This is a genomic window from Pectobacterium aroidearum (assembly GCF_015689195.1).
GTDB classification, from domain to species: Bacteria; Pseudomonadota; Gammaproteobacteria; order Enterobacterales; family Enterobacteriaceae; genus Pectobacterium; species Pectobacterium aroidearum.
Map to the genome: position 1 here is coordinate 325756 of NZ_CP065044.1, position 24136 is coordinate 349891.

Annotated in this window: 22 protein-coding genes; 17 read left to right on the forward strand and 5 right to left on the reverse strand. The window is 55.0% G+C overall.

What is annotated here, in order from left to right:
* Positions 1–4: 4 nt before the first annotated feature.
* From dapF to I2D83_RS01450, 9 genes are all read left to right on the forward strand, one after another.
* The gene (gene dapF, locus I2D83_RS01415; RefSeq protein WP_015842070.1) at positions 5–829 is read left to right on the forward strand and encodes a diaminopimelate epimerase; all 825 of its coding nucleotides are present in this window, start codon (positions 5–7) and stop codon (positions 827–829) included.
* Positions 826–1530: a DUF484 domain-containing protein gene (locus I2D83_RS01420; RefSeq protein ID WP_205947416.1), complete on the forward strand. Its 705-nt coding sequence runs from the start codon at positions 826–828 to the stop codon at positions 1528–1530. The genes dapF and I2D83_RS01420 overlap by 4 nt, the downstream gene beginning before the upstream one ends.
* Positions 1527–2462, forward strand: coding sequence for a tyrosine recombinase XerC (gene xerC / locus I2D83_RS01425; protein ID WP_205947417.1), 936 nt, complete (start codon positions 1527–1529; stop codon positions 2460–2462). The genes I2D83_RS01420 and xerC overlap by 4 nt, the downstream gene beginning before the upstream one ends.
* Positions 2462–3178 carry a 5-amino-6-(5-phospho-D-ribitylamino)uracil phosphatase YigB gene (gene yigB / locus I2D83_RS01430; RefSeq protein ID WP_181845234.1) on the forward strand — a complete coding sequence of 239 codons (717 nt, stop codon included), beginning with the start codon at positions 2462–2464 and terminating at the stop codon, positions 3176–3178. The genes xerC and yigB overlap by 1 nt, the downstream gene beginning before the upstream one ends.
* 80 nt (positions 3179–3258) lie before the next feature.
* Positions 3259–5421 (forward strand): DNA helicase II, encoded by a 2163-nt coding sequence (gene uvrD, locus I2D83_RS01435; protein WP_205947418.1) that lies wholly within the window; start codon positions 3259–3261, stop codon positions 5419–5421.
* A gap of 144 nt (positions 5422–5565) precedes the next feature.
* A complete protein-coding gene (locus I2D83_RS01440) occupies positions 5566–6312 on the forward strand; it encodes a cyclase family protein (RefSeq protein WP_181845235.1) in 747 nt (248 codons plus the stop codon).
* Between the two features lie 187 nt (positions 6313–6499).
* On the forward strand, positions 6500–6556 hold the full coding sequence (gene ysgD, locus I2D83_RS22555; protein WP_349814568.1) for a YsgD/CorL family protein: 57 nt from the start codon (positions 6500–6502) through the stop codon (positions 6554–6556).
* Between the two features lie 166 nt (positions 6557–6722).
* Positions 6723–7673 (forward strand): magnesium/cobalt transporter CorA, encoded by a 951-nt coding sequence (gene corA, locus I2D83_RS01445; protein WP_015842064.1) that lies wholly within the window; start codon positions 6723–6725, stop codon positions 7671–7673.
* A gap of 187 nt (positions 7674–7860) precedes the next feature.
* Entirely contained in the window at positions 7861–8919 is a 1059-nt protein-coding gene (locus I2D83_RS01450) for an AbrB family transcriptional regulator (RefSeq protein WP_182100850.1), read from the forward strand.
* On the opposite strand, the gene rarD is transcribed toward I2D83_RS01450, so the two are convergent.
* A complete protein-coding gene (gene rarD / locus I2D83_RS01455; RefSeq protein WP_205947419.1) occupies positions 8885–9814 on the reverse strand; it encodes an EamA family transporter RarD in 930 nt (309 codons plus the stop codon). The genes I2D83_RS01450 and rarD overlap by 35 nt on opposite strands.
* A gap of 115 nt (positions 9815–9929) precedes the next feature.
* Positions 9930–10418 (reverse strand): thioesterase family protein, encoded by a 489-nt coding sequence (locus tag I2D83_RS01460; protein ID WP_015842061.1) that lies wholly within the window; start codon positions 10416–10418, stop codon positions 9930–9932.
* Positions 10419–10699: 281 nt separating this feature from the next.
* Here I2D83_RS01460 and pldA point away from each other — a divergent pair, with 281 nt between their 5' ends.
* The 3 genes from pldA to rhtC all read left to right on the forward strand — a co-directional run bounded on the left by pldA (position 10700) and on the right by rhtC (position 14218).
* On the forward strand, positions 10700–11572 hold the full coding sequence (pldA, locus tag I2D83_RS01465) for a phospholipase A (RefSeq protein WP_015842060.1): 873 nt from the start codon (positions 10700–10702) through the stop codon (positions 11570–11572).
* Between the two features lie 151 nt (positions 11573–11723).
* Positions 11724–13550 (forward strand): ATP-dependent DNA helicase RecQ, encoded by a 1827-nt coding sequence (gene recQ / locus I2D83_RS01470; protein WP_015842059.1) that lies wholly within the window; start codon positions 11724–11726, stop codon positions 13548–13550.
* 44 nt (positions 13551–13594) lie between these two features.
* Positions 13595–14218: a threonine export protein RhtC gene (rhtC, locus tag I2D83_RS01475; RefSeq protein WP_010284889.1), complete on the forward strand. Its 624-nt coding sequence runs from the start codon at positions 13595–13597 to the stop codon at positions 14216–14218.
* 68 nt (positions 14219–14286) lie between these two features.
* On the opposite strand, the gene rhtB is transcribed toward rhtC, so the two are convergent.
* The gene (gene rhtB, locus I2D83_RS01480; protein WP_015842058.1) at positions 14287–14907 is read right to left on the reverse strand and encodes a homoserine/homoserine lactone efflux protein; all 621 of its coding nucleotides are present in this window, start codon (positions 14905–14907) and stop codon (positions 14287–14289) included.
* Between the two features lie 131 nt (positions 14908–15038).
* Between rhtB and pldB the strand changes: the two genes are divergently transcribed.
* Positions 15039–16076 carry a lysophospholipase L2 gene (pldB, locus tag I2D83_RS01485; RefSeq protein WP_205947420.1) on the forward strand — a complete coding sequence of 346 codons (1038 nt, stop codon included), beginning with the start codon at positions 15039–15041 and terminating at the stop codon, positions 16074–16076.
* Positions 16077–16126: 50 nt separating this feature from the next.
* The gene (gene yigL / locus I2D83_RS01490; RefSeq protein ID WP_015842056.1) at positions 16127–16927 is read left to right on the forward strand and encodes a sugar/pyridoxal phosphate phosphatase YigL; all 801 of its coding nucleotides are present in this window, start codon (positions 16127–16129) and stop codon (positions 16925–16927) included.
* 61 nt (positions 16928–16988) lie between these two features.
* On the opposite strand, the gene glpQ is transcribed toward yigL, so the two are convergent.
* Both glpQ and glpT read right to left on the reverse strand, forming a co-directional pair.
* On the reverse strand, positions 16989–18074 hold the full coding sequence (gene glpQ / locus I2D83_RS01495; RefSeq protein ID WP_205947421.1) for a glycerophosphodiester phosphodiesterase: 1086 nt from the start codon (positions 18072–18074) through the stop codon (positions 16989–16991).
* Between the two features lie 75 nt (positions 18075–18149).
* Positions 18150–19499, reverse strand: coding sequence for a glycerol-3-phosphate transporter (gene glpT, locus I2D83_RS01500; protein ID WP_181830494.1), 1350 nt, complete (start codon positions 19497–19499; stop codon positions 18150–18152).
* A gap of 309 nt (positions 19500–19808) precedes the next feature.
* Between glpT and glpA the strand changes: the two genes are divergently transcribed.
* From glpA to glpC, 3 genes are read left to right on the forward strand one after another with little or no spacing between them, the layout of a single operon-like run.
* The gene (glpA, locus tag I2D83_RS01505) at positions 19809–21479 is read left to right on the forward strand and encodes an anaerobic glycerol-3-phosphate dehydrogenase subunit A (protein WP_015842053.1); all 1671 of its coding nucleotides are present in this window, start codon (positions 19809–19811) and stop codon (positions 21477–21479) included.
* A complete protein-coding gene (glpB, locus tag I2D83_RS01510; protein ID WP_205947422.1) occupies positions 21469–22731 on the forward strand; it encodes a glycerol-3-phosphate dehydrogenase subunit GlpB in 1263 nt (420 codons plus the stop codon). The genes glpA and glpB overlap by 11 nt, the downstream gene beginning before the upstream one ends.
* Positions 22728–23939, forward strand: a complete 1212-nt coding sequence (gene glpC, locus I2D83_RS01515) for an anaerobic glycerol-3-phosphate dehydrogenase subunit GlpC (protein ID WP_181845239.1) — start codon at positions 22728–22730, stop codon at positions 23937–23939. The genes glpB and glpC overlap by 4 nt, the downstream gene beginning before the upstream one ends.
* Positions 23940–24136 lie beyond the last annotated feature (197 nt).

The following is a 24136-nucleotide window of genomic DNA, read 5'->3' on the forward strand; positions in this document are numbered from 1 at the left end:
GATAATGCAGTTCGCTAAGATGCACGGATTAGGCAACGATTTCATGGTTGTTGATGCCGTTACGCAAAACGTTTATTTTTCACCCGAATTGATTCGCCGTTTGGCGGATCGGCACTGTGGTGTGGGGTTTGACCAACTGCTGGTCGTTGAGCCGCCCTACGATCCTGAACTGGATTTTCATTATCGTATTTTTAACGCGGATGGCAGTGAAGTGGCACAGTGCGGTAACGGTGCGCGCTGCTTTGCTCGTTTTGTTCGCTTGAAAGGGCTGACCAACAAGCGTGATATCGCCGTCAGTACGCAGACGGGCCGGATGGTGCTGTCTGTGACGGATGATGAACTGGTGCGTGTCAACATGGGCGAACCGAATTTCGAGCCGCAACAGGTGCCTTTTCGCGCGGTCAAAGCAGAGAAAACCTACATCATGCGTGCCGACGAACACACGGTACTTTGTGGCGTGGTGTCGATGGGCAACCCGCACTGCGTGATTCAGGTTGAGGATGTGGACACGGCGAAAGTGGAAACGCTGGGGCCGCTGTTGGAAAGCCACGAGCGTTTTCCCGAGCGAGCCAACATTGGTTTTATGCAGGTTGTCGATAGCCACACTGTCCGCCTGCGGGTGTACGAGCGCGGTGCGGGAGAAACGCAGGCGTGTGGTAGCGGCGCGTGTGCCGCCGTGGCGGTAGGGATCCAGCAGGGGCTATTGTCCGCGAACGTTCGCGTGTCTCTGCCGGGCGGGGATTTGGATATCCAGTGGGATGGGCCGGGACATCCGTTATTCATGACCGGGCCTGCAACGCATGTCTACGATGGATTTATTCATTTATGAAGAATGTCGAGGAACAGGCAGAGCGCGAGATCGCACTCAGTGACGAGATGGTTTTGCAGTTCCTGCAACAGAATCCCGATTTTTTTATCCGTAATGCGCGTCCCGTCGAGCAGATGCGCATTCCTCACCCCGTCAGGGGAACCGTGTCGCTGGTGGAATGGCAACTGGCGCGTCAGCGTAACCACATTACTCAGCTTGAGGAAGAGATCACGCTGCTGATGGAACAGGCGGGGGCGAACGAAGCGTTGTTCAATCGCCTGCTTGGGTTACAGACTGAATTGGCATCGGCGGATAGCCTGACGGACATGTTGGATCGGTTGCAGCGCTGGGCGCGTCAGCTTGGTCTGGCGGGGGCGACGGTTCGTCTGTTCAGCGATAAATGGCGCATTGGCGCGCCGTCTGGTTTTACCCACCTCGGGCTAAACCGCACCACGTTTGAGCCGCTGCGCATTCAGCGTTTCGGGCAAAGTAACCACTATCTTGGCAGCCTGAACGGGCCGGAACTGCTGCTCCTGCTGCCGCAGGCCAGGCAGGTTGGGTCGGTTGCGCTGTCGTTGATGGGCAATAATCACGATTTGGGCGTGCTCATTTTCAGTAGCCGTGACACCCATCATTATCAGGATGGCATGGGAACCGTACTGCTTCAGCAAATGGCCATGATGCTGCCAGCGATGCTGGCGCGCTGGATTGAGCGGGTATGAGCCGACAGCCTGCGTCGCCGGAGGCCCCTTCCTCTTCGCCCTTACAAGCCGATGTTGATGCTTTCCTGCGCTATCTGAAAGTGGAGCGTCAGCTTAGTCCGCTCACGCAGACCAGCTATTTGCGCCAACTGTCCGCGGTTATCACGATACTCTCTGCTGCGGGTGTGGTTGACTGGCGTAAGCTGGACGCCGCTGGCGTGCGTTCCGTGGTATCACGCAGCAAGCGTGATGGGCTGCATTCGGGCAGTTTGGCACTTCGCCTATCGGCATTACGCAGATTTCTCGACTGGATGGTGTCACGCGGTGTGCTGGCGGCGAACCCAGCGAAAGGAATATCCACGCCGAGAGCCGGACGTCCATTACCCAAGAATATGGATGTGGATGAGATGGATCGTCTGCTGGATATCGATCTGGACGATCCCCTCGCGGTGCGCGACCGCACGATGCTGGAAGTGATGTACGGCGCGGGGCTGCGTCTGGCGGAACTGGTCGGTATGGACTGTCAGCATATCGATCTGGCAAGCGGTGAAGTGTGGGTAATGGGGAAAGGCAGTAAAGAGCGCAAATTGCCGATAGGAAAAACGGCGGTAATCTGGCTGGAACGCTGGCTGGCGTTGCGTGAACTGTTTGGCCCACAGGATGATGCCGTGTTTATCTCCAATCAGGGGCGACGCATCTCGATGCGTAACGTGCAGAAGCGTTTTGCCGAGTGGGGGATTAAGCAGGGCGTGAATAGCCATGTTCATCCGCACAAGCTGCGCCACTCTTTTGCGACGCACATGCTGGAATCCAGCGGGGATTTACGGGCGGTCCAAGAGCTGCTGGGCCATGCCAACTTGTCCACGACACAGATCTACACCCATCTTGATTTTCAACATTTAGCCTCCGTGTACGATGCTGCGCATCCACGCGCCAAACGAGGGAAACCCTGATGCATTTTTACCGATCTCTTGGCCCGATCCGGGCGATCACGTTCGATCTGGATGACACGCTGTACGACAACGCGGACGTCATCCGGCGCACAGGACAAGAGTCAATTCGCTTCCTACAAGAATACCATCCTGCACTTCGTGATTTTCAGGCGGATGATTTTCAAAACTTACGCCAGACCTTGCTGGAACGCGAACCTGATATCTATCACGACGTCACTGAATGGCGTCGCCGTGCGGCTGAGCTGGCCATGTTAGAACGTGGGCTAAGTGCGGCAGAAGCTAAAGAGGGTGCCAAGGCGGCAATGGAAAATTTTGCCCACTGGCGTAGTCAAATAACGATTACGGAAGAGACGCACCAGACGTTGGCGGCGTTAGCCGAGAAAGTGCCGCTGGCCGCCATCACCAACGGTAATGCTGAGCCGCACCGCTTTGGCCTTGAGCGCTATTTTTCATTTATTCTGCGCGCTGGCCCGCACGGTCGCGCCAAACCGTTTGATGACATGTACCATCTGGCAGCGGAAAAGCTCAATCTGCCTTTGCATGAGATCCTACATGTGGGTGACGATCTTACGACCGATGTTGCGGGGTCGATCCGCTGCGGTATGCAGGCCTGCTGGATTAACTTGCGTGAAGGCAGCCTGACGCAGATTGGGGATGCCCGACTGCTGCCGCATATTGAAATTTCGCGGTTGGCATCGCTGTCGGCATTGCTATAATCACTGCATTAATCTGTATAAATCACCAGTGGAAATGCCCTTGTTGATGCGGCGTTTCCCTCACCGGATAACCCGTACCTATGGACGTTTCTGATCTGCTCGATGGCCTCAACGACAAACAGCGTGACGCGGTAGCCGCGCCGCGCAGCAATTTATTGGTGCTGGCGGGGGCAGGCAGCGGCAAAACGCGGGTACTGGTTCATCGTATTGCCTGGCTCTTGTCCGTGGAAAACTGTTCGCCTTACTCCATCATGGCGGTGACATTTACCAACAAAGCGGCGGCGGAGATGCGCCATCGTATCGATCACCTGATCGGCACCAGTCAGGGCGGTATGTGGATTGGCACTTTTCACGGGCTGGCACACCGTCTGCTGCGTGCGCACCATATGGATGCCAATCTGCCGCAGGATTTCCAGATTCTGGACAGCGAAGATCAGCTGCGTCTGCTGAAGCGTCTGATTCGGGCGCTGAATCTGGACGAGAAACAGTGGCCGCCGCGTCAGGCGATGTGGTTTATCAACGGGAAGAAAGATGAGGGGCTACGTCCGCAGCATATTGAAAGCTATGGCAACCCTATCGAGCAAACGTGGCAGCGCGTGTATCAGGCCTATCAGGAAGCGTGCGATCGTGCCGGACTGGTGGATTTCGCCGAACTGCTGCTGCGCGCGCACGAACTGTGGTTGAACAAGCCGCATGTGCTGAACCACTATCGCGAACGTTTCACCAATATTCTGGTGGACGAATTTCAGGATACCAACCGCATTCAGTATGCCTGGATCCGTATGCTGGCGGGCGACAGCGCCAAAGTGATGATCGTCGGGGATGACGATCAGTCGATTTACGGCTGGCGCGGCGCGCAGGTCGAGAATATTCAGCTGTTCCTGAAAGATTTTGCCGGCGCAGAAACGATCCGTCTGGAGCAGAACTACCGCTCGACCAGCAACATCCTGAAAGCGGCGAATGCGCTGATCGCGCATAACGGTGGGCGACTCGGAAAAAACCTGTGGACCGATGGCGTAGAAGGCGAGCCTATTTCGCTGTATTGCGCGTTCAACGAATTGGATGAAGCGCGCTACGTCGTCAACCGGATTAAAACCTGGCAGGAAAATGGCGGTGCGCTTAAAGATAACGCCATTCTGTATCGGAGCAACGCCCAGTCGCGCGTGCTGGAAGAGGCGCTCTTGCAGCAGAGTATGCCGTACCGCATTTACGGCGGCATGCGCTTCTTTGAGCGTCAGGAAATTAAAGATGCGCTGTCTTATCTGCGCCTCATCGCCAATCGTAACGACGATGCGGCGTTCGAGCGCGTGGTGAATACGCCGACGCGCGGCATCGGCGATCGCACATTGGATGTCGTGCGTCAGACGTCGCGCGATCGTCAGTTGACGCTGTGGCAAGCCACGCGGGTGTTGTTGCAGGAGAAAGTGCTGGCGGGACGCGCGGCGGCATCACTACAGCGCTTTATCGAATTGATCGATGCGCTGGCCTATGAAACGTCGGAACTGCCGCTGCATGTGCAAACCGACCGGGTCATTAAAGATTCCGGCCTGTGGAGCATGTACGAACAGGAAAAAGGCGAAAAAGGGCAGGCGCGGGTAGAAAACCTCGAGGAACTGGTGACGGCGACGCGCCAGTTCAGCTATCAGGAAGAAGATCAGGATCTGATGCCGCTTCAGGCTTTCCTGTCGCATGCCGCGCTGGAAGCGGGGGAAGGTCAGGCGGATGCCAATCAGGATGCGGTACAGCTCATGACGCTGCACTCGGCGAAAGGGCTGGAGTTCCCGCAGGTGTTTATCGTCGGCATGGAAGAAGGCATGTTCCCCAGCCAGATGTCGCTGGATGAAGGTGGGCGTTTGGAAGAAGAACGTCGTCTGGCCTATGTCGGCGTGACGCGTGCGATGGAAAAGCTGACGATAACCTACGCCGAATCCCGCCGTTTATACGGCAAAGAAGCTTATCACCGACCGTCACGATTTGTCGGCGAACTGCCTGAAGAGTGTGTTGAGGAAGTGCGGTTACGCGCCAGTGTCTCCCGCCCAGTCAATCACCAGCGTCTTGGCACGCCGATCACGCAAAACGACAGCGGCTATAAATTGGGGCAGCGGGTGCGCCATGCGAAATTTGGCGAAGGCACGATCGTGAATCTGGAAGGCAGCGGCGATCACGCCCGTCTTCAGGTTGCGTTTCAAGGACAGGGCATTAAATGGTTGGTTGCCGCCTATGCCCGGCTGGAAACGGTGTGATCGTCACGATGTGGCTTGAAGTATGACGGGGTTATATATCTTATAAAAATCCTGTATTAACCTTTATCGTCATTTTCGACAATGCTAGGTGGCCTGCCGCGTATCCATGGATGTGTGGTATCACAATAAAAAAGGAGCATGCCCATGACGCTAGACCAGATTATTGCCGAGTTGCAGAAGAAAAAATGGGTCGATCTTACGCATACGATTACGGAGTCGATTCCTATTTTTGGCGCGTTTGAAGGCGTGTTGCAGCGTAAGACCTTATTCAACGTTGAAGATCATGGCTTTTATGCGCAGGCCGTGACGTTTGCGACACAAACGGGGACGCATATTGACGCGCCGGGGCATTTTGTCGCGGGTAAACGTTATCTGGATCGCATTGATAATAAAGAGCTGTTGCTGCCGCTGGTGGTGCTCCACAAACAAGACGCCGTCGCGCGCGATCACGATTACCGCCTGTCGGTTGATGACATTCTGGCATTTGAACGTGAACACGGAGAAATCTCGTCAGGAAGCTTTGTCGCGTTTGCCAGCGGCTGGAGCACGCGCTGGCCTGATATTGACGCCTTCGCCAATAAAGATGAGCAGGGTAACAGCCATACGCCGGGCTGGTCGCTCGAGGCGCTGACCTTTCTGTTTGAAGAGCGCGGTATTAGCGCGGTTGGGCATGAAACGCTGGATACCGATTCCGCCGTTGATTTCCGTCGCAACAACGGGTTGATTGGCGAGTTCTTCGTGCTGAATCAGAATGCCTGGCAGGTTGAGGTGCTGAACAATTTGCATCAGCTGCCGCCTACCGGCGCTTATATCCACGTCAGCTACCCTAATTTCGCCGGTGCGCCCGGCTTCCCCGTCCGTGCCATCGCCTACCTGCCGGACAATGCCTAATCGATAAACGCGGTTCCTTTTTGCTTTAAGGGACTGCGTTTCTTACCAATGGCAGCGCCGAATTTATTGGAAAATCTCATTCGTTTGGTCAATATTTTACAGCGTGTTTCAGCCGAGGTTTTAAAGTTGAAGTCTTTTTCATCTCGGCGTAACATGCGCGCATCATTATTCTCGGAGGACTAACGCCTTGGACACACCCAGTCGATACTGGCTCACTAACCTGTTCATTAGGTACAACTTCTAAGGCTATCTTCCTCTGCTGATAGCCTTCGTGGTTGTCAGCGACGCTGTTTTTGTCGCTACGAGTCAGATCCGTCGAACGGACTGAAACCTGCTGGTGACACCTCACCTTTGTTTCTGTGCTTCAATCGCGTTGTCCATCTCTGCTACTGAAAGGGGAGCTATGGCCCATGCTGAGCGCATTTAAACTGGATAATTGCCGTTTATCTCGTCTGGAACTGGATGACTCCGATGATCTCACCACGTCAGTTTGGGTCGATTTGATCGAGCCGGAAGACGATGAGCGTGAAAAAGTACAAAACGAACTGGGACAAAGTCTGGCAACCCGTCCAGAACTGGAAGATATCGAAGCGTCGGCACGTTTTTTTGAAGATGAAGATGGCTTGCATATTCACTCCTTTTTCTTTTTTGAAGATGCTGAGGATCACGCCGGTAACTCCACGGTGGCGTTTACCATCCGTGATGGCCGCCTGTACACCCTGCGCGAGCGTGAATTGCCCGCTTTCCGCCTGTATCGCATGCGCGCCCGCAACCAAACGTTGGTGGACGGTAATGCTTACGAACTGCTGCTCGACCTCTTTGAGACGAAAATTGAGCAACTGGCGGACGAAATCGAGAACATCTACAGCGATCTGGAATCACTAAGCCGCATCATAATGGAAGGGCGGCAGGGTGAAGAGTACGACGAGGCGTTGTCCACGCTGGCGGAACTGGAAGACGTGGGCTGGAAAGTGCGCCTGTGCCTGATGGATACCCAACGCGCGTTGAATTTTCTGGTGCGTAAAGCCCGCTTGCCATCCGGCCAACTGGAGCAGGCGCGCGAAATTTTACGCGATATCGAATCTCTGCTGCCGCATAACGAATCCCTGTTCCAGAAAGTTAACTTCCTGATGCAGGCGGCGATGGGCTTCATCAACATCGAGCAGAGCCGGATTATCAAGATCTTCTCGGTGGTATCCGTGGTGTTTCTGCCGCCGACGCTGGTGGCATCCAGCTACGGGATGAACTTTGAGTTTATGCCGGAGCTGAGATGGTCGTTTGGCTATCCGGGGGCGATTGTGCTGATGATCCTCGCCGGACTGGCGCCGTACCTCTACTTTAAACGTAAAAACTGGCTCTAAGTTTTTACCGATACGCCTGATGGAAATTAACCATCAGGCGTATCAACATTCCTTCCTCCATTCATCGTTCTCCGGCTCACTCTTTCTGTTTATTCTCCCGCGCCCGTTCATTTTCCGGCCATCTTGTTTAGAATGGCGGACAGTCCTCTCTATTCTTACTTTCTATTACTAAAAACAGGTCGTGTGCATGAAAGGGATGTCTCCTTGGATGCAGTGGGGAATATTGCTGTCAGTTTCGTTATCTCTGGGGTTTGGACTACAGATTTACCACGTTCCCGCCGCGCTGTTGCTGGGGCCGATGATGGTCGGTGTCGTCATGGGCTTGAACGGCGCGACGATTCGCATCCCACCCGTCTGCTTTGCTGGCAGCAATGCCGTACTGGGCTGTCTGGTAGCCCAGAGCCTGTCTTTTTCTATCCTGACTCCTTTGCTGAATGAATGGCCGCTGGTGCTGTTCATTTTGTTGGCGACGCTGGCGGCCAGCGGATTATCTGGCTGGTTACTGGTCAAATTTAGCGAGCTTCCCGGAACGACCGGAACTTGGGGCGCATCGCCGGGCGGGGCGTCTGCCATGGTTGCCATGTCTGGAGAGTTCGGCGCGGACGTGCGACTGGTTGCCTTCATGCAATATTTACGCGTGTTGATGGTGACCGCTTCGGCTGCGTTCGTGGCACGTCTGAGCTTAGGCGATGAAGCGGCAGAAAACAGCGCGATGCTGGTATGGTTCCCTTCGTTGGACTGGCGTTTTCTGGCGACGCTCGGCGTGGCATTTGGTAGCGCATGGTTAGCAAGACGCATGCGTATTCCATCCGGGGCGCTGCTGGGGCCGATGATTATCGGTTCTATGCTGCATGCCAGCGGCACCTTGCACTTGCAAACCCCGGAGTGGCTGCTGGCGTTGGCCTACGCCGTGATTGGCTGGAGCGTGGGTTTATGTTTCACCCGTCCCATCTTTCTACTGGCAATACGCACGCTGCCGCACATGATGGCGTCGATCGTCGGATTGATGCTGCTCTGTGGCGGGATGGCGTGGATGGTGACGAAAATGATGCCGGTGGATATGCTGACCGCCTTTCTGGCGACCAGCCCCGGCGGGCTGGATTCGATTGCAATTATTGCCGCAGGCAGTCGGGTCGATATGGCGTTTGTCATTGCCATGCAGACGCTGCGGCTGTTTTCGACGCTAGTATTCAGCCCGATCTTATCGCGCTTTATTTCCCGTCGTGTTGAGGCTGGGAAGGTGTAGCGGGCGCGCGCCGTAGCTTACGCTGTGTATAAAGTGCATCCAGAATGAACAGCCCCAGTGCGCCCCAGATGAAGGCAAACGTGACCAGCTTGTCGCTGCTGAACGTTTCACCGTAGAACACCACAGCCAGCAGGAACATGATGGTCGGGCCGAGATACTGGAAAAAGCCGAGCGTCGATAGACGCAGACGCATGGCTGCCGCGGTGAAAAATAGCAGCGGCACCGTGGTGACGATACCCGCCGAGAGCAGCAGCAGGTTTAGCGACCAGGGATTGGCTATCAGATGGCTGCTTGGCGTATCGGCAATAAAAAACAGATAAATGACCGCCACTGGCAGCAGCCACAGCGTTTCGATCAACATGCCCGTTTGCCCGTCGATACCAATCTTCTTACGCAGCAGGCCGTATAACGCGAAGCTGAATGCCAGCCCCAGCGCGATCACCGGCAGCGATCCGAATGTCCACAGTTGAACCAGTACGCCTGTCACCGCGAGCAGCACGGCCAGCCATTGCAGACGGCGGAAGCGCTCTCCAAGGAAGATCATGCCCAACATGACGTTGACCAGCGGGTTAATAAAATATCCCAGACTGGCTTCCAGCATGTGATGGTTGTTGACCGCCCAGATATACAACAGCCAGTTTCCGCCGATAAGCACCGCCGTTAATGCCAGCAGAAACAGATGCTTGACGTTGCGGCAGGCATAGCTCACCTGACGCCATTTCCGGCCGATGGTCAGCAGGATGAGCATAAAGAAGAATGACCAGATAATACGGTGTGTCAGTATTTCATTGGGTGGAACGTGCTCAAGCAGCTTGAAATAAACGGGAGCAATTCCCCAAATAAAATACGCACCGAGGGCGAAAAATATCCCCTCACGGGTTTGTTGCGCGTTCATGGGTGACTCGATAAGGACGGCGGGAAAACGCTAAGTCTACCCAAAACTGTGAGCGCTTTCACGTAAAGTGTTAATGGCTATGTTGCCTGACAATCCTGTTTGCCCACGGGAAAGGCTACCCGACAATATAGGTTGCGGTCGCGCTGGCCAAATGTGAACCCTGTTCGTTATGCAATTCGGCACGGGCGACGGCGATTTTATTGCCGCCGCGCAGCAGCGTGCTGGTTATCGTGAAGTGTTCCCCATAGCCCGGACGCAGATAATCTACCCGCATATCAATGGTTCCCATGCGGGCGAGTCGGTGATGAAATTCCTGATCGCTGATCGTCTCATGACGCAGCAGCGTGTTGCCGACGCATACCAATCCGGCAGCAACGTCCAGCCCGGCGGCAATCACGCCGCCATGCAGAATCTTTTGTGCCGCATTGCCGATGAGCTTCTCTTGCCGGGCGAACGTCAGGACGGCCTTATCAGCTTCAAATTGCTGTAGCTCAAGGCCTAGCTCGATGTTGAATGGCATTTTGTAAATGAAAATCTCGCCAACGAGCTGGCGCACGGTATCTCTGGTTAATGTCGTTCCCTGAAATGAGGGGTGGTCAGCCATCGTTGTTTTCCGTCCGAGCAATAAGAGGTACGCATTAAATGTAGGTGATTTGATGCGATAAGGTTATGTAAGTGTTTATTTTATGCATTGATTTTGTTTCTTGCCAGAAAAGGCTGAGAAACGGCGGAACGGTAATTCAAACGTCGCGGAACTGTGTAGAATGGCGGGCTTGTGTGGGGAAGGGGAAGGCTTATCGCTATTTAGATAAAAGAGTTTATTTAGATAAAAGATTTTATTTGGATAAAAAGAATGCCGGAGAAAAAACATGTCGGAGAAAATGAATGCATAAAATAGTACTCGTACTGGCAGCATTACTGATGGCACAGGCTCATGCTGAAACAACAACAAACGTAAACGCGCCTGCGCCAAATCAACCGGTGGTACGTGGCAGCATTATCGCCAGTCTGTTACAAGAGCACGATACCCCGTTTGTCCTCTATCCTTATGAAAGTAACTACTTGCTGTACACCTATACCAGCAACATCAATAAAACGGCGATCCAGAGCTATAACTGGGGCGATGAAGCACGTAAAGATGAAGTGCATTACCAGTTGAGCCTGGGATTCCCTATCTGGCGTGGCATTCTGGGTGATAACTCGCTGCTGGGGGCTTCCTATACGCAGCGCTCATGGTGGCAGCTGTCGAATAAGAGTGAGTCTTCTCCATTCCGTGAAACGGATTATGAACCTCAGGTCTTTTTGGGCTGGGCAACGAACGCCACCCTCGCGGGCTGGACGCTGCGGGATGTGGAAGTGGGCTTTAATCACCAATCTAACGGCCGTTCCGAACCCACGTCACGCAGTTGGAACCGCGCCTATGCCCGTCTGATGGCACAGAACGGTAACTGGCAGGTTGATGTGAAACCGTGGATTCGTTTCTCTGATAGCCAGGACGATAACCCGGATATCACCAAATACATGGGTCATTACCGCTTACGCGTTGGCTATGTGTGGGGCGACAGCGTGTTTAGCGCGGAAGGGCGTTATAACTGGAACAGCGGCTACGGCGGTGGTGAACTGGGCTGGAGCTACCCGCTGACGCGTCATGTTCGCTTTTATACCAAGGTCTTTAGCGGTTACGGTGAATCACTGATTGACTACAACCACCGTCAGACTCGCTTCGGCGTTGGGGTGACGCTGAACGACATGTTCTAACGACGGTTATTTTAGCGATTGCCGTTTTGACTACTGCCTTCGTTAACGACTGTCTTTGTTAACCCGTGTCGTTTTACCAAACTAACCATTGCAGTTTTACCAAACGGCGCTGAAAATAGCGCCTGTTTGATTTCATTGAATTGGGGAAGGCGTGTCTACGGCGGAAGTATTGAATAAGGAAGCGCTGGCGGTTCAGGTTCTGCGGGACACGTTCGGCTACCAGCAATTCCGACCGGGTCAGCAGGAAATTATCAGCGCGACGCTCAGTGGGCAGGATTGTCTGGTGATCATGCCGACAGGCGGCGGCAAGTCGCTGTGCTATCAAATCCCTGCACTGGTGATGGACGGGCTGACGCTGGTGGTGTCCCCGCTGATTTCACTGATGAAAGATCAGGTCGATCAGCTTCAGGCCTACGGCGTGTCGGCGGCCTGCCTGAATTCGACGCAGACGCGTGAACAGCAGCTTGAGGTGATGGCGGGTTGCCGTACCGGCCAGATCAAATTGCTGTATATTGCGCCGGAACGTCTGACGACAGATAGCTTCCTCGATCATCTCGCCCACTGGCAGATCGCCCTGATCGCGGTGGATGAAGCGCACTGCATTTCCCAATGGGGACACGATTTCCGCCCTGAATACCGCGCTCTGGGGCAGATTAAACAGCGTTTTCCGCATCTTCCTTTCATTGCTTTGACGGCCACCGCTGACGAGACCACGCGCAACGATATCGTTCGCCTGCTGGATCTTCAGTCGCCGCTCATTCAGATCAACAGTTTTGACCGCCCGAATATTCGCTACACGCTGGTAGAGAAATTCAAACCGCTCGATCAGCTCTGGATGTTCGTGCAGGGACAGCGGGGAAAAAGCGGCATCATCTACTGCAATAGCCGCTCCCGCGTGGAAGACATTTGTGCGCGTTTGCAGGCGCGCGGGCTGAGCGCAGGGGCTTATCACGCTGGTCTGGATAACGAGCGGCGTGCGCAGGTGCAGGAAGCGTTTCTGCGTGACGATCTTCAGGTGGTAGTCGCGACCGTCGCATTTGGTATGGGCATCAACAAACCTAACGTGCGGTTTGTGGTGCACTTTGATATTCCGCGCAACATCGAATCCTACTATCAGGAAACGGGGCGTGCCGGACGTGACGGCCTCGCTGCTGAAGCTGCGCTGTTCTACGATCCGGCGGATATGGCGTGGCTGCGCCGCTGTCTGGAAGAAAAACCCGCCGGGCCGCAGTTGGATATCGAGCGCCATAAGCTCAATGCGATGGGGGCATTTGCCGAAGCGCAGACCTGCCGTCGTCTGGTGCTGCTGAACTATTTCGGTGAAGGGCGCCAACAACCTTGCGGTAACTGCGATGTTTGTCTCGATCCGCCGAAGCGTTACGACGGGCTGGTTGAGGCGCAAAAGGCGCTGTCCTGCGTGTATCGCGTTGGTCAGCGCTTTGGTTTAGGGTATATCGTCGAGGTGCTGCGCGGCGCAAATAACCAGCGTATCCGGGACTTCGGCCATGACAAGCTGCCGGTTTACGGTATCGGCAAGGATAAATCGCAGGAGCATTGGGTCAGCGTGCTGCGCCAGCTGATTCATCTGGGCTTGCTGAACCAGAACATCACGATGCATTCCGCCGTACAGCTTACCGAATCGGCACGTCCGGTATTGCGGGGAGAAGTGCCGCTACAGCTGGCTGTGCCGCGAGTGATTAACCTGAAGCCTCGCGCGAATCAGAAATCTTATGGCGGAAATTACGACCGTAAGCTGTTCGCCAAATTGCGCAAATTGCGTAAATCCATTGCGGATGAAGACAATATTCCGCCTTACGTGGTGTTCAGCGATGCGACGCTGCTGGAGATGGCGGAACTGATGCCGATCACCGCGGGTGAATTGCTGAATATCAACGGGGTCGGTCACCGTAAGCTTGAACGCTTTGGTGCGCCCTTCATGAACATGATTCGCGATCATGTCGATAATGATGACGAGTAACGCTCGCCTTATCTGATTGCATTTAAAAAAACAGGAAAACCAAGATGCTGATGCTATTTCTGACGGTGGCGCTGGTGCATTTCATTGCGCTGATGAGCCCTGGGCCGGATTTCTTTTTTGTTTCACAAACCGCGGCCAGCCGTTCCCGCCGTGAAGCGATGATGGGTGTGCTGGGTATTTCTCTGGGCGTGGTGGTCTGGGCGGCTATCGCGCTGCTGGGGCTGCATCTGCTGTTGCAAAAAATGGCCTGGCTGCATACCGCCATTACCGTCGGCGGCGGGCTGTATCTGTGCTGGATGGGCTGGCAGATGTTGCGCTCCGCACGGCGTAAAGCACAGTTGGAAACCACGCAGGAAACGGCGGTGGTCTTGCCTCAGCGTGGCAAAACCTTTATGCGTGGGCTATTGACGAATCTGGCTAACCCGAAGGCGCTGATCTATTTCGGCAGCGTGTTCTCGCTGTTTGTTGGCGATAGCGTCGGCAGCGGTGCCCGTTGGGGACTGTTCGCGCTGATCTCGATTGAAACGCTGATCTGGTTCAGCCTGGTCGCGATGGTTTTCGCCTTGCCGGCAATGCGTCGCGGCTATCAGCGTCTGGCGAAATGGGTGGATGGCGTAGCGGGCGTGCTATTTACCGGTTTCGGCCTGCACCTGATTTTCTCTCGCTAACATTTCCCCAGAGCGTTTCTGGTGGAGAACAACAGTGCGCCGTAAGTCGATACGGCGCACTGTCTTCATCAGGCTTTTCTCGCGGTGGCAAGTAACGCGCCAACCAGCACGAACAGTGAACCGAATATCCGGTTGAGTGTCTTCATTTGCCGTGGGCCTTTCAGCCACCCGGCGATCCGCGTTGCCAGCGTGGCATAGCCAATCATCACGATAATATCGACCACAACGGTGGTGACGCCCAATACCAGATACTGAGCGGCCTGCGGCTGGTGGGGGATAATGAACTGTGGGAACAGCGCTGCCAGAAACACGATGCTTTTCGGGTTGGTCAGATTCACCAACACCGCACGTTTAAAGAGTCTACGACGCGGCATCGCGCTGGCGATCGCCTGAAGGTCCAGTGCGCCCGCGGCGCGCCACTGCTGAATCCCCAGCCAAATCAGATAAGCCGCGCCCAGCCATTTCAGCATATCGAAAGCCAATACCGACTGGTTAAGCAGCGCGCCTAGCCCGATGCCGACCAGCACGATATGAATCGCCAGCCCGACCTGCAAACCACAGATCGAGGCCGCCGCGCCGCGATAGCCGTGGCTAATGCCGGTACTCATGGTGTTGATGGCGCCCGAGCCGGGCGACAGGCTGAGAATAAGCGTTGTGAGTAAATAGGTTAACCACCAGTCCAATGTCATGAAGCATGCCCCTGAATCACGTTCTGTATTACGAGAGTCTGTCTGTTTTTTATGTCACAATACGCTGGTGCTCTACCGCTTGTCATGTTCTTCCGCTAGCTTTAGTTTTCCCGCGTCACCGGAGAGGTGTGATGGTTCAACGCCACAATACGTTGTTTACGTCGGAACGGTTAACGCCTGAGGGGTTAACCTCGAACCTGCTAACGCGAGAAGCGCAGTTTGCCGCTTTTGCTACCGGAGAATTACTGGATTTTTGGCGTCAGCGTGAAGAGGGCGAATTCTCTGGCGTTGATGACGTCCCTATCCGGTTTGTTCGCTTTACCGCGCCACAGCACGACAAGATTGTCGTTGTCTTTTCAGGCCGCATCGAAAGCTACGTCAAATATAGCGAAGTGGCGTATGACCTTTTTCATAGCGGCTATGATGTACTCATCATGGATCACCGTGGGCAAGGGCGATCGGGTCGCGTGTTGCAAGACGGCCACCGTGGACACGTTGTGCGTTTCAGTGATTATGTCGATGACGCCGAAACGCTGTGTCAGCAGCACATAGGGCCGAAGCACTATACCCGCCGGTTTGCGTTAGCGCATTCAATGGGAGGCGCGATTCTGGCACAACTGCTGATTCGCCAGCCTGAGACGTTTGATGCCGTTGCGCTGTGCGCGCCGATGTTTGGCATTCGTTTGCCGCTTCCTCATTGTGTTGCCGGATGGATTGTCGATTGGGCAGAGCGTCGTCCGGCGATACGTGATTATTACGCTATCGGCACCGGACAGTGGCGTCCGTTGCCTTATCGGATGAATGTACTGACGCACAGCCGTGAACGCTACCAGCGCAGCATTCGATTTTATGCAGACTCGCCGGATTTGCGCGTAGGCGGCCCCACCTATCATTGGGTGCGTGAAGCGATACAGGCAGGGAAACAGCTACAGGCACAGGCCAGCGCCGTCACTACGCCGCTGCTGCTGTTGCAGGCGGGAGAGGAACGCGTGGTGGATAACCGCAGCCAAAATGCGTTTTGTCAGGCACTGGCGCAGAGCGGTAACGCCAATGCGAACGGCGTTCTACAGGTTATCCCCGGTGCGCGGCATGAAATTCTATTTGAAACGGATAACCTCCGCGCTCAGGCATTTGCGCTGATTCTGGCGCACTTTGCGCGTTATCATTAATTTTTGCGGCGTGTGCCGCTACAACACACCAGAAGTGAGATCTCATCGTTATGTACCATGTCGTTGCTTCCGATTTAGATGGCACACTGCTGTCACCTGACCACTCGCTGTCCCCGTATGCGAAAGAAACCCTCAGGCTGCTGACGGAAAAAGGGATTCACTTTGTGTTCGCGACCGGACGGCACCACATGGACGTCGCGCAGATTCGCGATAATCTCGGCATCAGCGCGTTTATGATTACCTCGAATGGCGCGCGAGTGCACAACTCGCAGGGCGAGCTGATTTTCAGCCACAATCTGGATCAGGATATCGCCCGCGACCTTTACAGCGTCGTACACACTAACCCCGATATGCTGACGCACGTGTACCGCGATGATGAGTGGTTTATGAACCGTCCACGAGCGGAAGAAGAACGTTTCTTCAAAGAGTCGATCTTTAAATACAAGTTGTTCGAGCCTGCGCTGCTGGAAACCGATGGCGTCAGCAAGGTGTTCTTTACCTGCGATTCCCATGAACAACTGCTGCCGTTGGAAGAAGCGATCAATGCGCGCTGGGGCGACCGTGTTAACGTGAGCTTTTCGACGCTTACCTGTCTGGAAGTGATGGCGGGCGGCGTATCTAAAGGCCATGCGCTGGAGCAGGTGGCGAAGATCATCGGCTTCTCGCTCAAAGAGTGCGTAGCGTTTGGCGATGGTATGAACGACTACGAAATGCTGTCGATGGCAGGTAAAGGCTGCGTCATGCAGAACGCGCACCAGCGCCTGAAAGATTTACTGCCGGATCGCGAAGTGATTGGTTCTAACGCAGACAGCGCGGTGCCGAATTACCTGCGGGAACTGTTTCTGAAGTAAGCCGTATATTCTCGAACCGACGTCCCATCGAGCACGAACTGCCCGATGGGATCGCTGAACTTCAGCGCGGTTTTTTCAGAAAATCGACCGCTTTGTCGGGGAAATCGGTGAACAGCCCGTCAACATCCGCCTGATAGTAGAGAATATCGTAAAGCCGATCGACATCCTTGGCGTACGCTGGTAGCCTGTCAGCCCTTGCCGTGAACGGGTGTACCTGAAGTTTATGCTGGTGGGCTTCCTTCACCATGCCGGTAAAGGTGATGTTGTCAGGCGTCGAACCTTTCTGGACGAGCATGTGGTAGTCCGGCCCGACACCATCGGCATAGGTTGCAATCTGCTGCATGGCGCCGGGCTTTTGCATCCAGTCGTAGTTGTAATTCGCCCACGTCCCATCGGCCTGTTTCTCGTAGGTTTCATGCCAGTCGGTATAGGCAATCAGTTGAATCAGGTTTAGGTCCATCTTCATCTGCGGCTGCAATTCGGTTTTGATGCGCTTTAGCTCAGCAACATCAAACGATTGCAGGAAGACCTTATCGCTTTTTTTCGTATAGCCATACTGCTTCAACACGGCCAGCGTTTCGCGGGCGATATCTTTCCCTTCCTGATGGTGAAACCACGGCGCTTTGATTTCGGGGTAGATCCCGATGTTTTTGCCCGTTGAGTGGTTCAGACCCTGAATAAATTCAATCTCTTCCTGAAAGGTATGAATGCGGAAGTCGGATTTCCACATCGGGAAGCGGTTCGTGTAGCTCTGTACCTGCTTACCGTCTTTGATGTCGAATCCTTCGGTGAATTTCAGCGACTTGATCTCTTGTAGCGTGAAGTCGATAGCGTAAAAGCGTCCATCTTTACGGGCACGTTGCGGAAAACGTTCTGCCACATCGGTCACGCGATCCAGATAGTGGTCATGCAGGACAATGAGCGCGTTATCTTTGGTGAGCACCAGATCCTGCTCCAGATAATCGGCACCCTGAGCGTAGGCCATTGCCTTGGCTGGAAGTGTATGCTCGGGTAGATAGCCGCTGGCACCGCGGTGGGCAATGACGATTTTGTCGGTTGATGAAGCGGAGTCACTCGCGTGACTGGAAGCACTAAGGGAGACGGAGAGTGCGAGGGCGGAGAGTAGGGATGTTACGGTAACGTTCATGCGATCAAACCTCTTTCTGTTGAGAGAAAGACGGCGTCATCATGACGCCGCCAGAGGGATGCTTACAAGAGCGGGTTAAGCGCGGCTGGCTAACTCTGCTTTATGTTTTTTCTCATTCAGCATAACAACAATCAGCAGAAGTACCGCCAGAATGCTGCCGCCGATCATCACCATGAAGCCGCCGTCCCAACCGAAGAAGTCAACGGTGTAGCCGACGATGGCGCTAGCGGCAACGGAGCCACCGAGGTAGCCGAACAGGCCGGTGAAGCCCGCTGCTGTACCTGCTGCTTTCTTCGGTGCCAGCTCCAGTGCGTGCAGACCAATCAGCATCACCGGGCCGTAAATCAGGAAGCCGATGACGATCATACAGGCCATATCCACACCCGGATTACCGGCTGGGTTCATCCAGTACACGATGGTCGCTATCGTCACCAGCGTCATAAAGAACACGCCCGTTGCACCACGGTTGCCTTTGAACACTTTATCGGACATCCAGCCGCACAGCAGCGTACCCGGAATACCCGCGTATTCGTACAGGAAGTAGGCCCAGGACGATTTATCCAGTGCGAAGTGTTTCACTTCTTTCAGATAAGTCGGTGACCAGTCGAGGATGCCGTAACGCAGCAGGTAAACGAAGACGTTGGCGATAGCGATGTACCACAGCAGTTTGTTCGGGAAAACGTACTGCATGAAAATCTGCTTAGCCGTCAGTTCTTCTTCGTCTTTTTCATTGTAATCAACCGGATAGTCGTTTTTGTACTCTTCAATCGGTGGCAAACCACAGGATTGCGGTGTGTCACGCATTAGTGCAAACGCAATCAGAGCAACCAGAATCGCGGCGAAGGCCGGCATATAAAGTGCGGCTTTCCAGTCGTTGAACCAGGCCATACCCAGCAGGAACAGCAGAGGCGGAAGCCCGCCGCCGACGTTGTGAGCACAGTTCCATACGGATACGATGCCGCCACGCTCTTTCTGCGACCACCAGTGAACCATGGTGCGTCCACACGGTGGCCATCCCATTCCCTGGAACCAGCCGCACAGGAACAGCAGGACGAACATCACCGCGATGCTTGACGTTGCCCACGGCACGAAGCCCATGAACAGCATCACGGCGGCTGCCAGAATCAGACCGGCAGGCAGGAAAACCCGTGGGTTGGAACGGTCAGATACCGAACCCATGATGAATTTGGAAAAGCCGTAGGCGATAGAGATACCGGATAGCGCAAAGCCAAGGTCACCGCGTGAGAAGCCCTGTTCAATCAGGTAAGGCATTGCCAGTGTGAAGTTTTTGCGTACCAGATAGTAGGCGGCGTAGCCAAAAAAGATCCCCATGAATATCTGCCAGCGCAGACGGCGATAGAGGGGATCGACACGATCCTGCGATACGCGCGCCTGGTGGGCTGCGGGCCTAAAAATACTCAGCATAGATATCTCCAATGCGAAAAAAAACGATAGCTTTTTTGTTCTATTACGAACGTTATTGTAAGGGGCTAGCGTACAAATGAGTGTGATTCATGACGCTAATGTTACACTTTTATGAAACTGTGACGATTTTTGCGCTCATGTTAACAGAATCGGAAAATTCCACAGTGTGCTTTTAGTGACCTGAATCACACTTATTGTTTTTAGACACCTCTTTGTTTTCGTTTAGTGTTCGTTTTTGCTCTTTATCAAACATTAACCCTCCTTTTTGTGTCCCAATAGCAACATATACCATCCGCCCGGAGCGAGAATATGATGCAAAATACTGGGAACTGGCGTGAAACTGACGTGGTTGTCATCGGCGGAGGTGCGACGGGAGCTGGTACGGCACGGGATTGCGCCCTGCGTGGACTGCGCTGCCTGTTGCTTGAACGTTATGATATTGCGACCGGGGCAACCGGGCGTAATCACGGCCTATTACACAGCGGCGCCCGCTATGCGGTTACCGATGGCGAGTCTGCCCGCGAATGCATTGAAGAGAATCAGATTCTCCGGCGGATTGCCCGCCACTGTATTGAACCGACCGACGGCCTGTTTATTACCTTGCCGGAAGACGATCTTGGCTGGCAGGCGCAGTTTATTGCCTCCTGCCAGCAGGCGGGGATTCGTGCTCAAGCGATGGACCCGCAGGAAGCGCTGCGGCTGGAACCCGCGGCTAATCCGGCGTTGATTGGCGCGGTGCGCGTGCCGGATGGTTCTGTCGATCCCTTTCGCCTGACGGCGGCCAACATGATCGATGCCTGCGAGCACGGCGCGGAAGTCTTGACCTATCACGAGGTTATCGGGCTGATTCGTCAGGGCGATCGGGTTACTGGTGTGCGCGTTTTCGACCATAAAAAAGGTGTAGAAACAGAAATATACGCGCAGGTGGTGGTTAACGCAGGGGGAATCTGGGGGCAACACATTGCGGAATATGCCGATCTGCGCGTGCGCATGTTCCCGGCGAAAGGCGCGCTGCTGATTCTTGGACACCGCATCAACAACATGGTGATCAATCGCTGCCGTAAACCCGCGGATGCCGACATTCTGGTGCCGGGCGATACCATTTCGCTGATTGGCACGACCTCAACCCACATCGACTACGACCAAATCGACAATATGCTGGTGACACCTGCCGAAGTGGAAACGCTGATGCGCGAGGGATCCATGCTGGCGCCGTCTCTGGCGAGCACGCGAATTTTGCGCGCCTATGCCGGCGTCCGACCTCTGGTTGCCAACGACAGTGACCCCAGCGGGCGCAGCGTAAGTCGCGGCATTGTGCTGCTCGACCATGCCAGCCGCGACGGGCTGGAAGGGTTTATTACCATCACCGGCGGCAAGCTGATGACCTACCGTCTGATGGCGGAGTGGGTGACGGACGCTATCTGCAAAAAGCTGGGCCATGACGTGGCCTGCTCGACGGCACAGACGCCGCTGCCCGGTTCTGAGTCGCTGGATGAGGTGAAAACCGCCCCTCACGCCCTGTCAGCTTATCCTGCGGCAAAACCGCTCTCCGCGCCGCTGCGCGGCTCGGCGATTTATCGCCACGGTGAACGTGCTGGAAGAATGCTGTCCGGTGAACGTCTTGATCGCAGTCTGGTGTGCGAGTGTGAGGCCGTGACGGCGGGAGAAGTGCGCTACGCCGTGGAATCATTGCAGGTGAATAACCTGATTGACCTGCGTCGCCGTACTCGCGTTGGCATGGGCACCTGTCAGGGGGAACTGTGCGCCTGTCGTGCAGCGGGTCTGCTATGCCGTCTGGGCACCGCGACGCCGGAGCAGTCGCTCACGCAGCTCAGCCAGTTTTTGAACGAACGCTGGAAAGGGATTCGCCCAGTCGCGTGGGGCAATGCCCTGCGTGAAAGCGAGTTTACCAGTTGGATTTATCAGGGATTGTGCGGCCTGACGGCCAGCGACAGCCAGGAGGATCGTCATGCGCTATGACGTTGTGATTATCGGCGGAGGACTGGCGGGGCTGACCTGCGGTATTCGCCTGGCGGAGCAGGGGAAACGCTGCGCAATTGTCAGCGCCGGGCAAAATGCGCTGCATTTTTCTTCCGGTGCGCTGGATTTACTCTCCCATCTCCCTGACGGACAGCCTGTGAGCCAGCCGCTTGAGGCGTTGGATGAGCTGGCGCGTCAGGCTCCTCACCACCCTTATTCGCGCATGGGGACGGCGGCGGTTGCCGCACTGTTGCCACAGGTCGAAGCATTGCTGGATCGCAGCACTATCTCCCTGTTGGGCAGCTATCAGCAGAATCACTGGCGTATGACGCCGTTAGGTAAGTTTCGCGCATGCTGGCTGAGCCCGGTTGATGGCGTAACGCGTGGCCTGCCGGATTCCCGTTTTGGCGATAACCCGCTCATTGCTGGTATCGAAGGTTTTCTGGATTTTCAGTCCCGAATTGTTGCCGGTACGCTTCAGGCGCAGGGGATCGCGGCGCGCAGTGATGACCTCAAGCTGCCGGTGCTGGATCGGTTACGCCAAAACCCCAGTGAATTCCGTGCGGTAAATATCGCCCGTGTGCTCGACCGACCAGAAAACCGCGCGGCGCTGGTGGAGGAACTGTCGCTTCTGGCCAACGGTAACGATGCCATCATCATGCCCGCCTGTCTGGGGTTGGATAGTCCCGAGGTGGTGGGTGAACTCGCTGAGGCGCTAGGTAAACCGATATCGCTGTTGCCGACCTTACCACCGTCAGTTCTCGGATTGCGCTTGCATCAGGCGCTGTCGCAGCGCTTTCGTCAGTTGGGTGGCATGGTAATGCCGGGCGACCGCGCGGTGCGTGCAACACTGTCGGCGCAGGAGATTGCCGTTCATAGCCACCATCACCGTGATATTCCGCTACGGGCGAAGTACGCGGTGCTGGCGAGCGGCAGCTTCTTCAGTAACGGGCTGGTGACGCAGTTCGATCGGGTGACAGAGCCAGTCTTTGGGCTGGATATTCGGTTTGCGGAGCAGCGCGAAGGCTGGAGCCAGCAGGACGTGTTTGCGCCGCAGCCCTATATGCAGTTTGGGGCGATCGTTGATGAACATCTCCACCCGCGTATTGGGGGCGAAACGATCGGCAATCTGTACGCCATCGGCGCGGTGCTGGAAGGCTTCGACCCGATTGCGCAGGGATGTGGAGCCGGGGTGTCCTTGCTTAGCGCACTGCATGTTGCCGAACAGATTTTGAAGGAGGGCAACCCATGAGCCTGCTTAGCGATAACAGTTTTGAAGATTGTATCAAGTGTACGGTCTGTACCACGTACTGCCCGGTATCGCGCGTGAACCCGCTTTATCCCGGCCCGAAACAGGCTGGACCGGACGGCGAACGCCTGCGGCGTAAAGACCCGGCACTGTACGATGACGCGTTGAAATACTGCACCAACTGTAAACGCTGTGAAGTCGCATGTCCGTCGGATGTCAAAATTGGCGACATTATTCAGCGTGCGAAAGCGACGCACAGCAATCACAAGCCGACGTTGCGCGACGCGATTCTGAGCCATACCGATCTTATGGGGTCGATTGCCACACCGTTTGCGCCGCTGGTCAACACGGCTACCAGCCTGAAGCCCGTGCGCCAACTGCTGGATAAGGCGTTGAAAATCGACCATCGTCGTCAGTTGCCGAAATATTCGTTCGGCACCTTCCGGCGCTGGTATCGTCAGCAGGCGGCAAAGCAGCAGGACTATGATGAGCAGGTCGCTTATTTCCACGGCTGCTATGTCAACTACAACCACCCACAGCTGGGTAAAGATCTGGTTCAGGTCTTTAACGCGATGGGCATTGGCGTCCAGTTGCTGAATAAAGAGAAATGCTGCGGCGTACCGCTGATCGCCAATGGTTTTCACGACAAGGCCAGAAAGCAGGCGCACGCTAATATCAAATCGCTGGATGAGGCGATCAATCAGAAATCCCTGCCGGTGGTCGCGACGTCATCCAGCTGTACGTTCACGCTGCGTGATGAATATCCGCATCTGCTGGGTGTGGATAACGGTCACGTGCGCGATGGCGTCGAACTGGTGACGCGCCAGCTCTATCGCCTGTTGGAAGAAGAAGGGCGAACGCTGCCGCTGCGTAAATTGCCACTGCGGGTGGCGTATCACACACCCTGCCATCTGGAGAGGATGGGCTGGACGGCGTATACCCTGGCGCTGCTGCAACGCATCCCCGGTCTTGAACTGGTGATGCTGGATTCCCAGTGCTGCGGTATTGCTGGCACCTATGGTTTCAAGAAAGAGAATTACACCACGTCGCAAGGCATTGGCGCACCGCTGTTCCAGCAGATTGAAGAGAGCGGCGTCGATATCGTGGTAACGGACTGCGAAACCTGTAAATGGCAGATTGAGATGTCGACCAGCAAACGGTGTGAACACCCCATCACGCTGCTGGCGAGGTCATTAGCGCAGCCAGAGTAAGAAGCAGAGGGCGAAAAATGGGCCGCGACGCAGCTCGTATTGAGAATAAGAATTTATCGCAAAAAGCACTTTACAACTGCGAATGATAATGATTATTATTGCTGTGCGTTCCGGGGAACGGTGTCATGTGCCTGTGTTAATGGTGTTTATGACGAGCCGGTTTCTCTGTGAAGGCACGACATTGCTCACATTGCTTC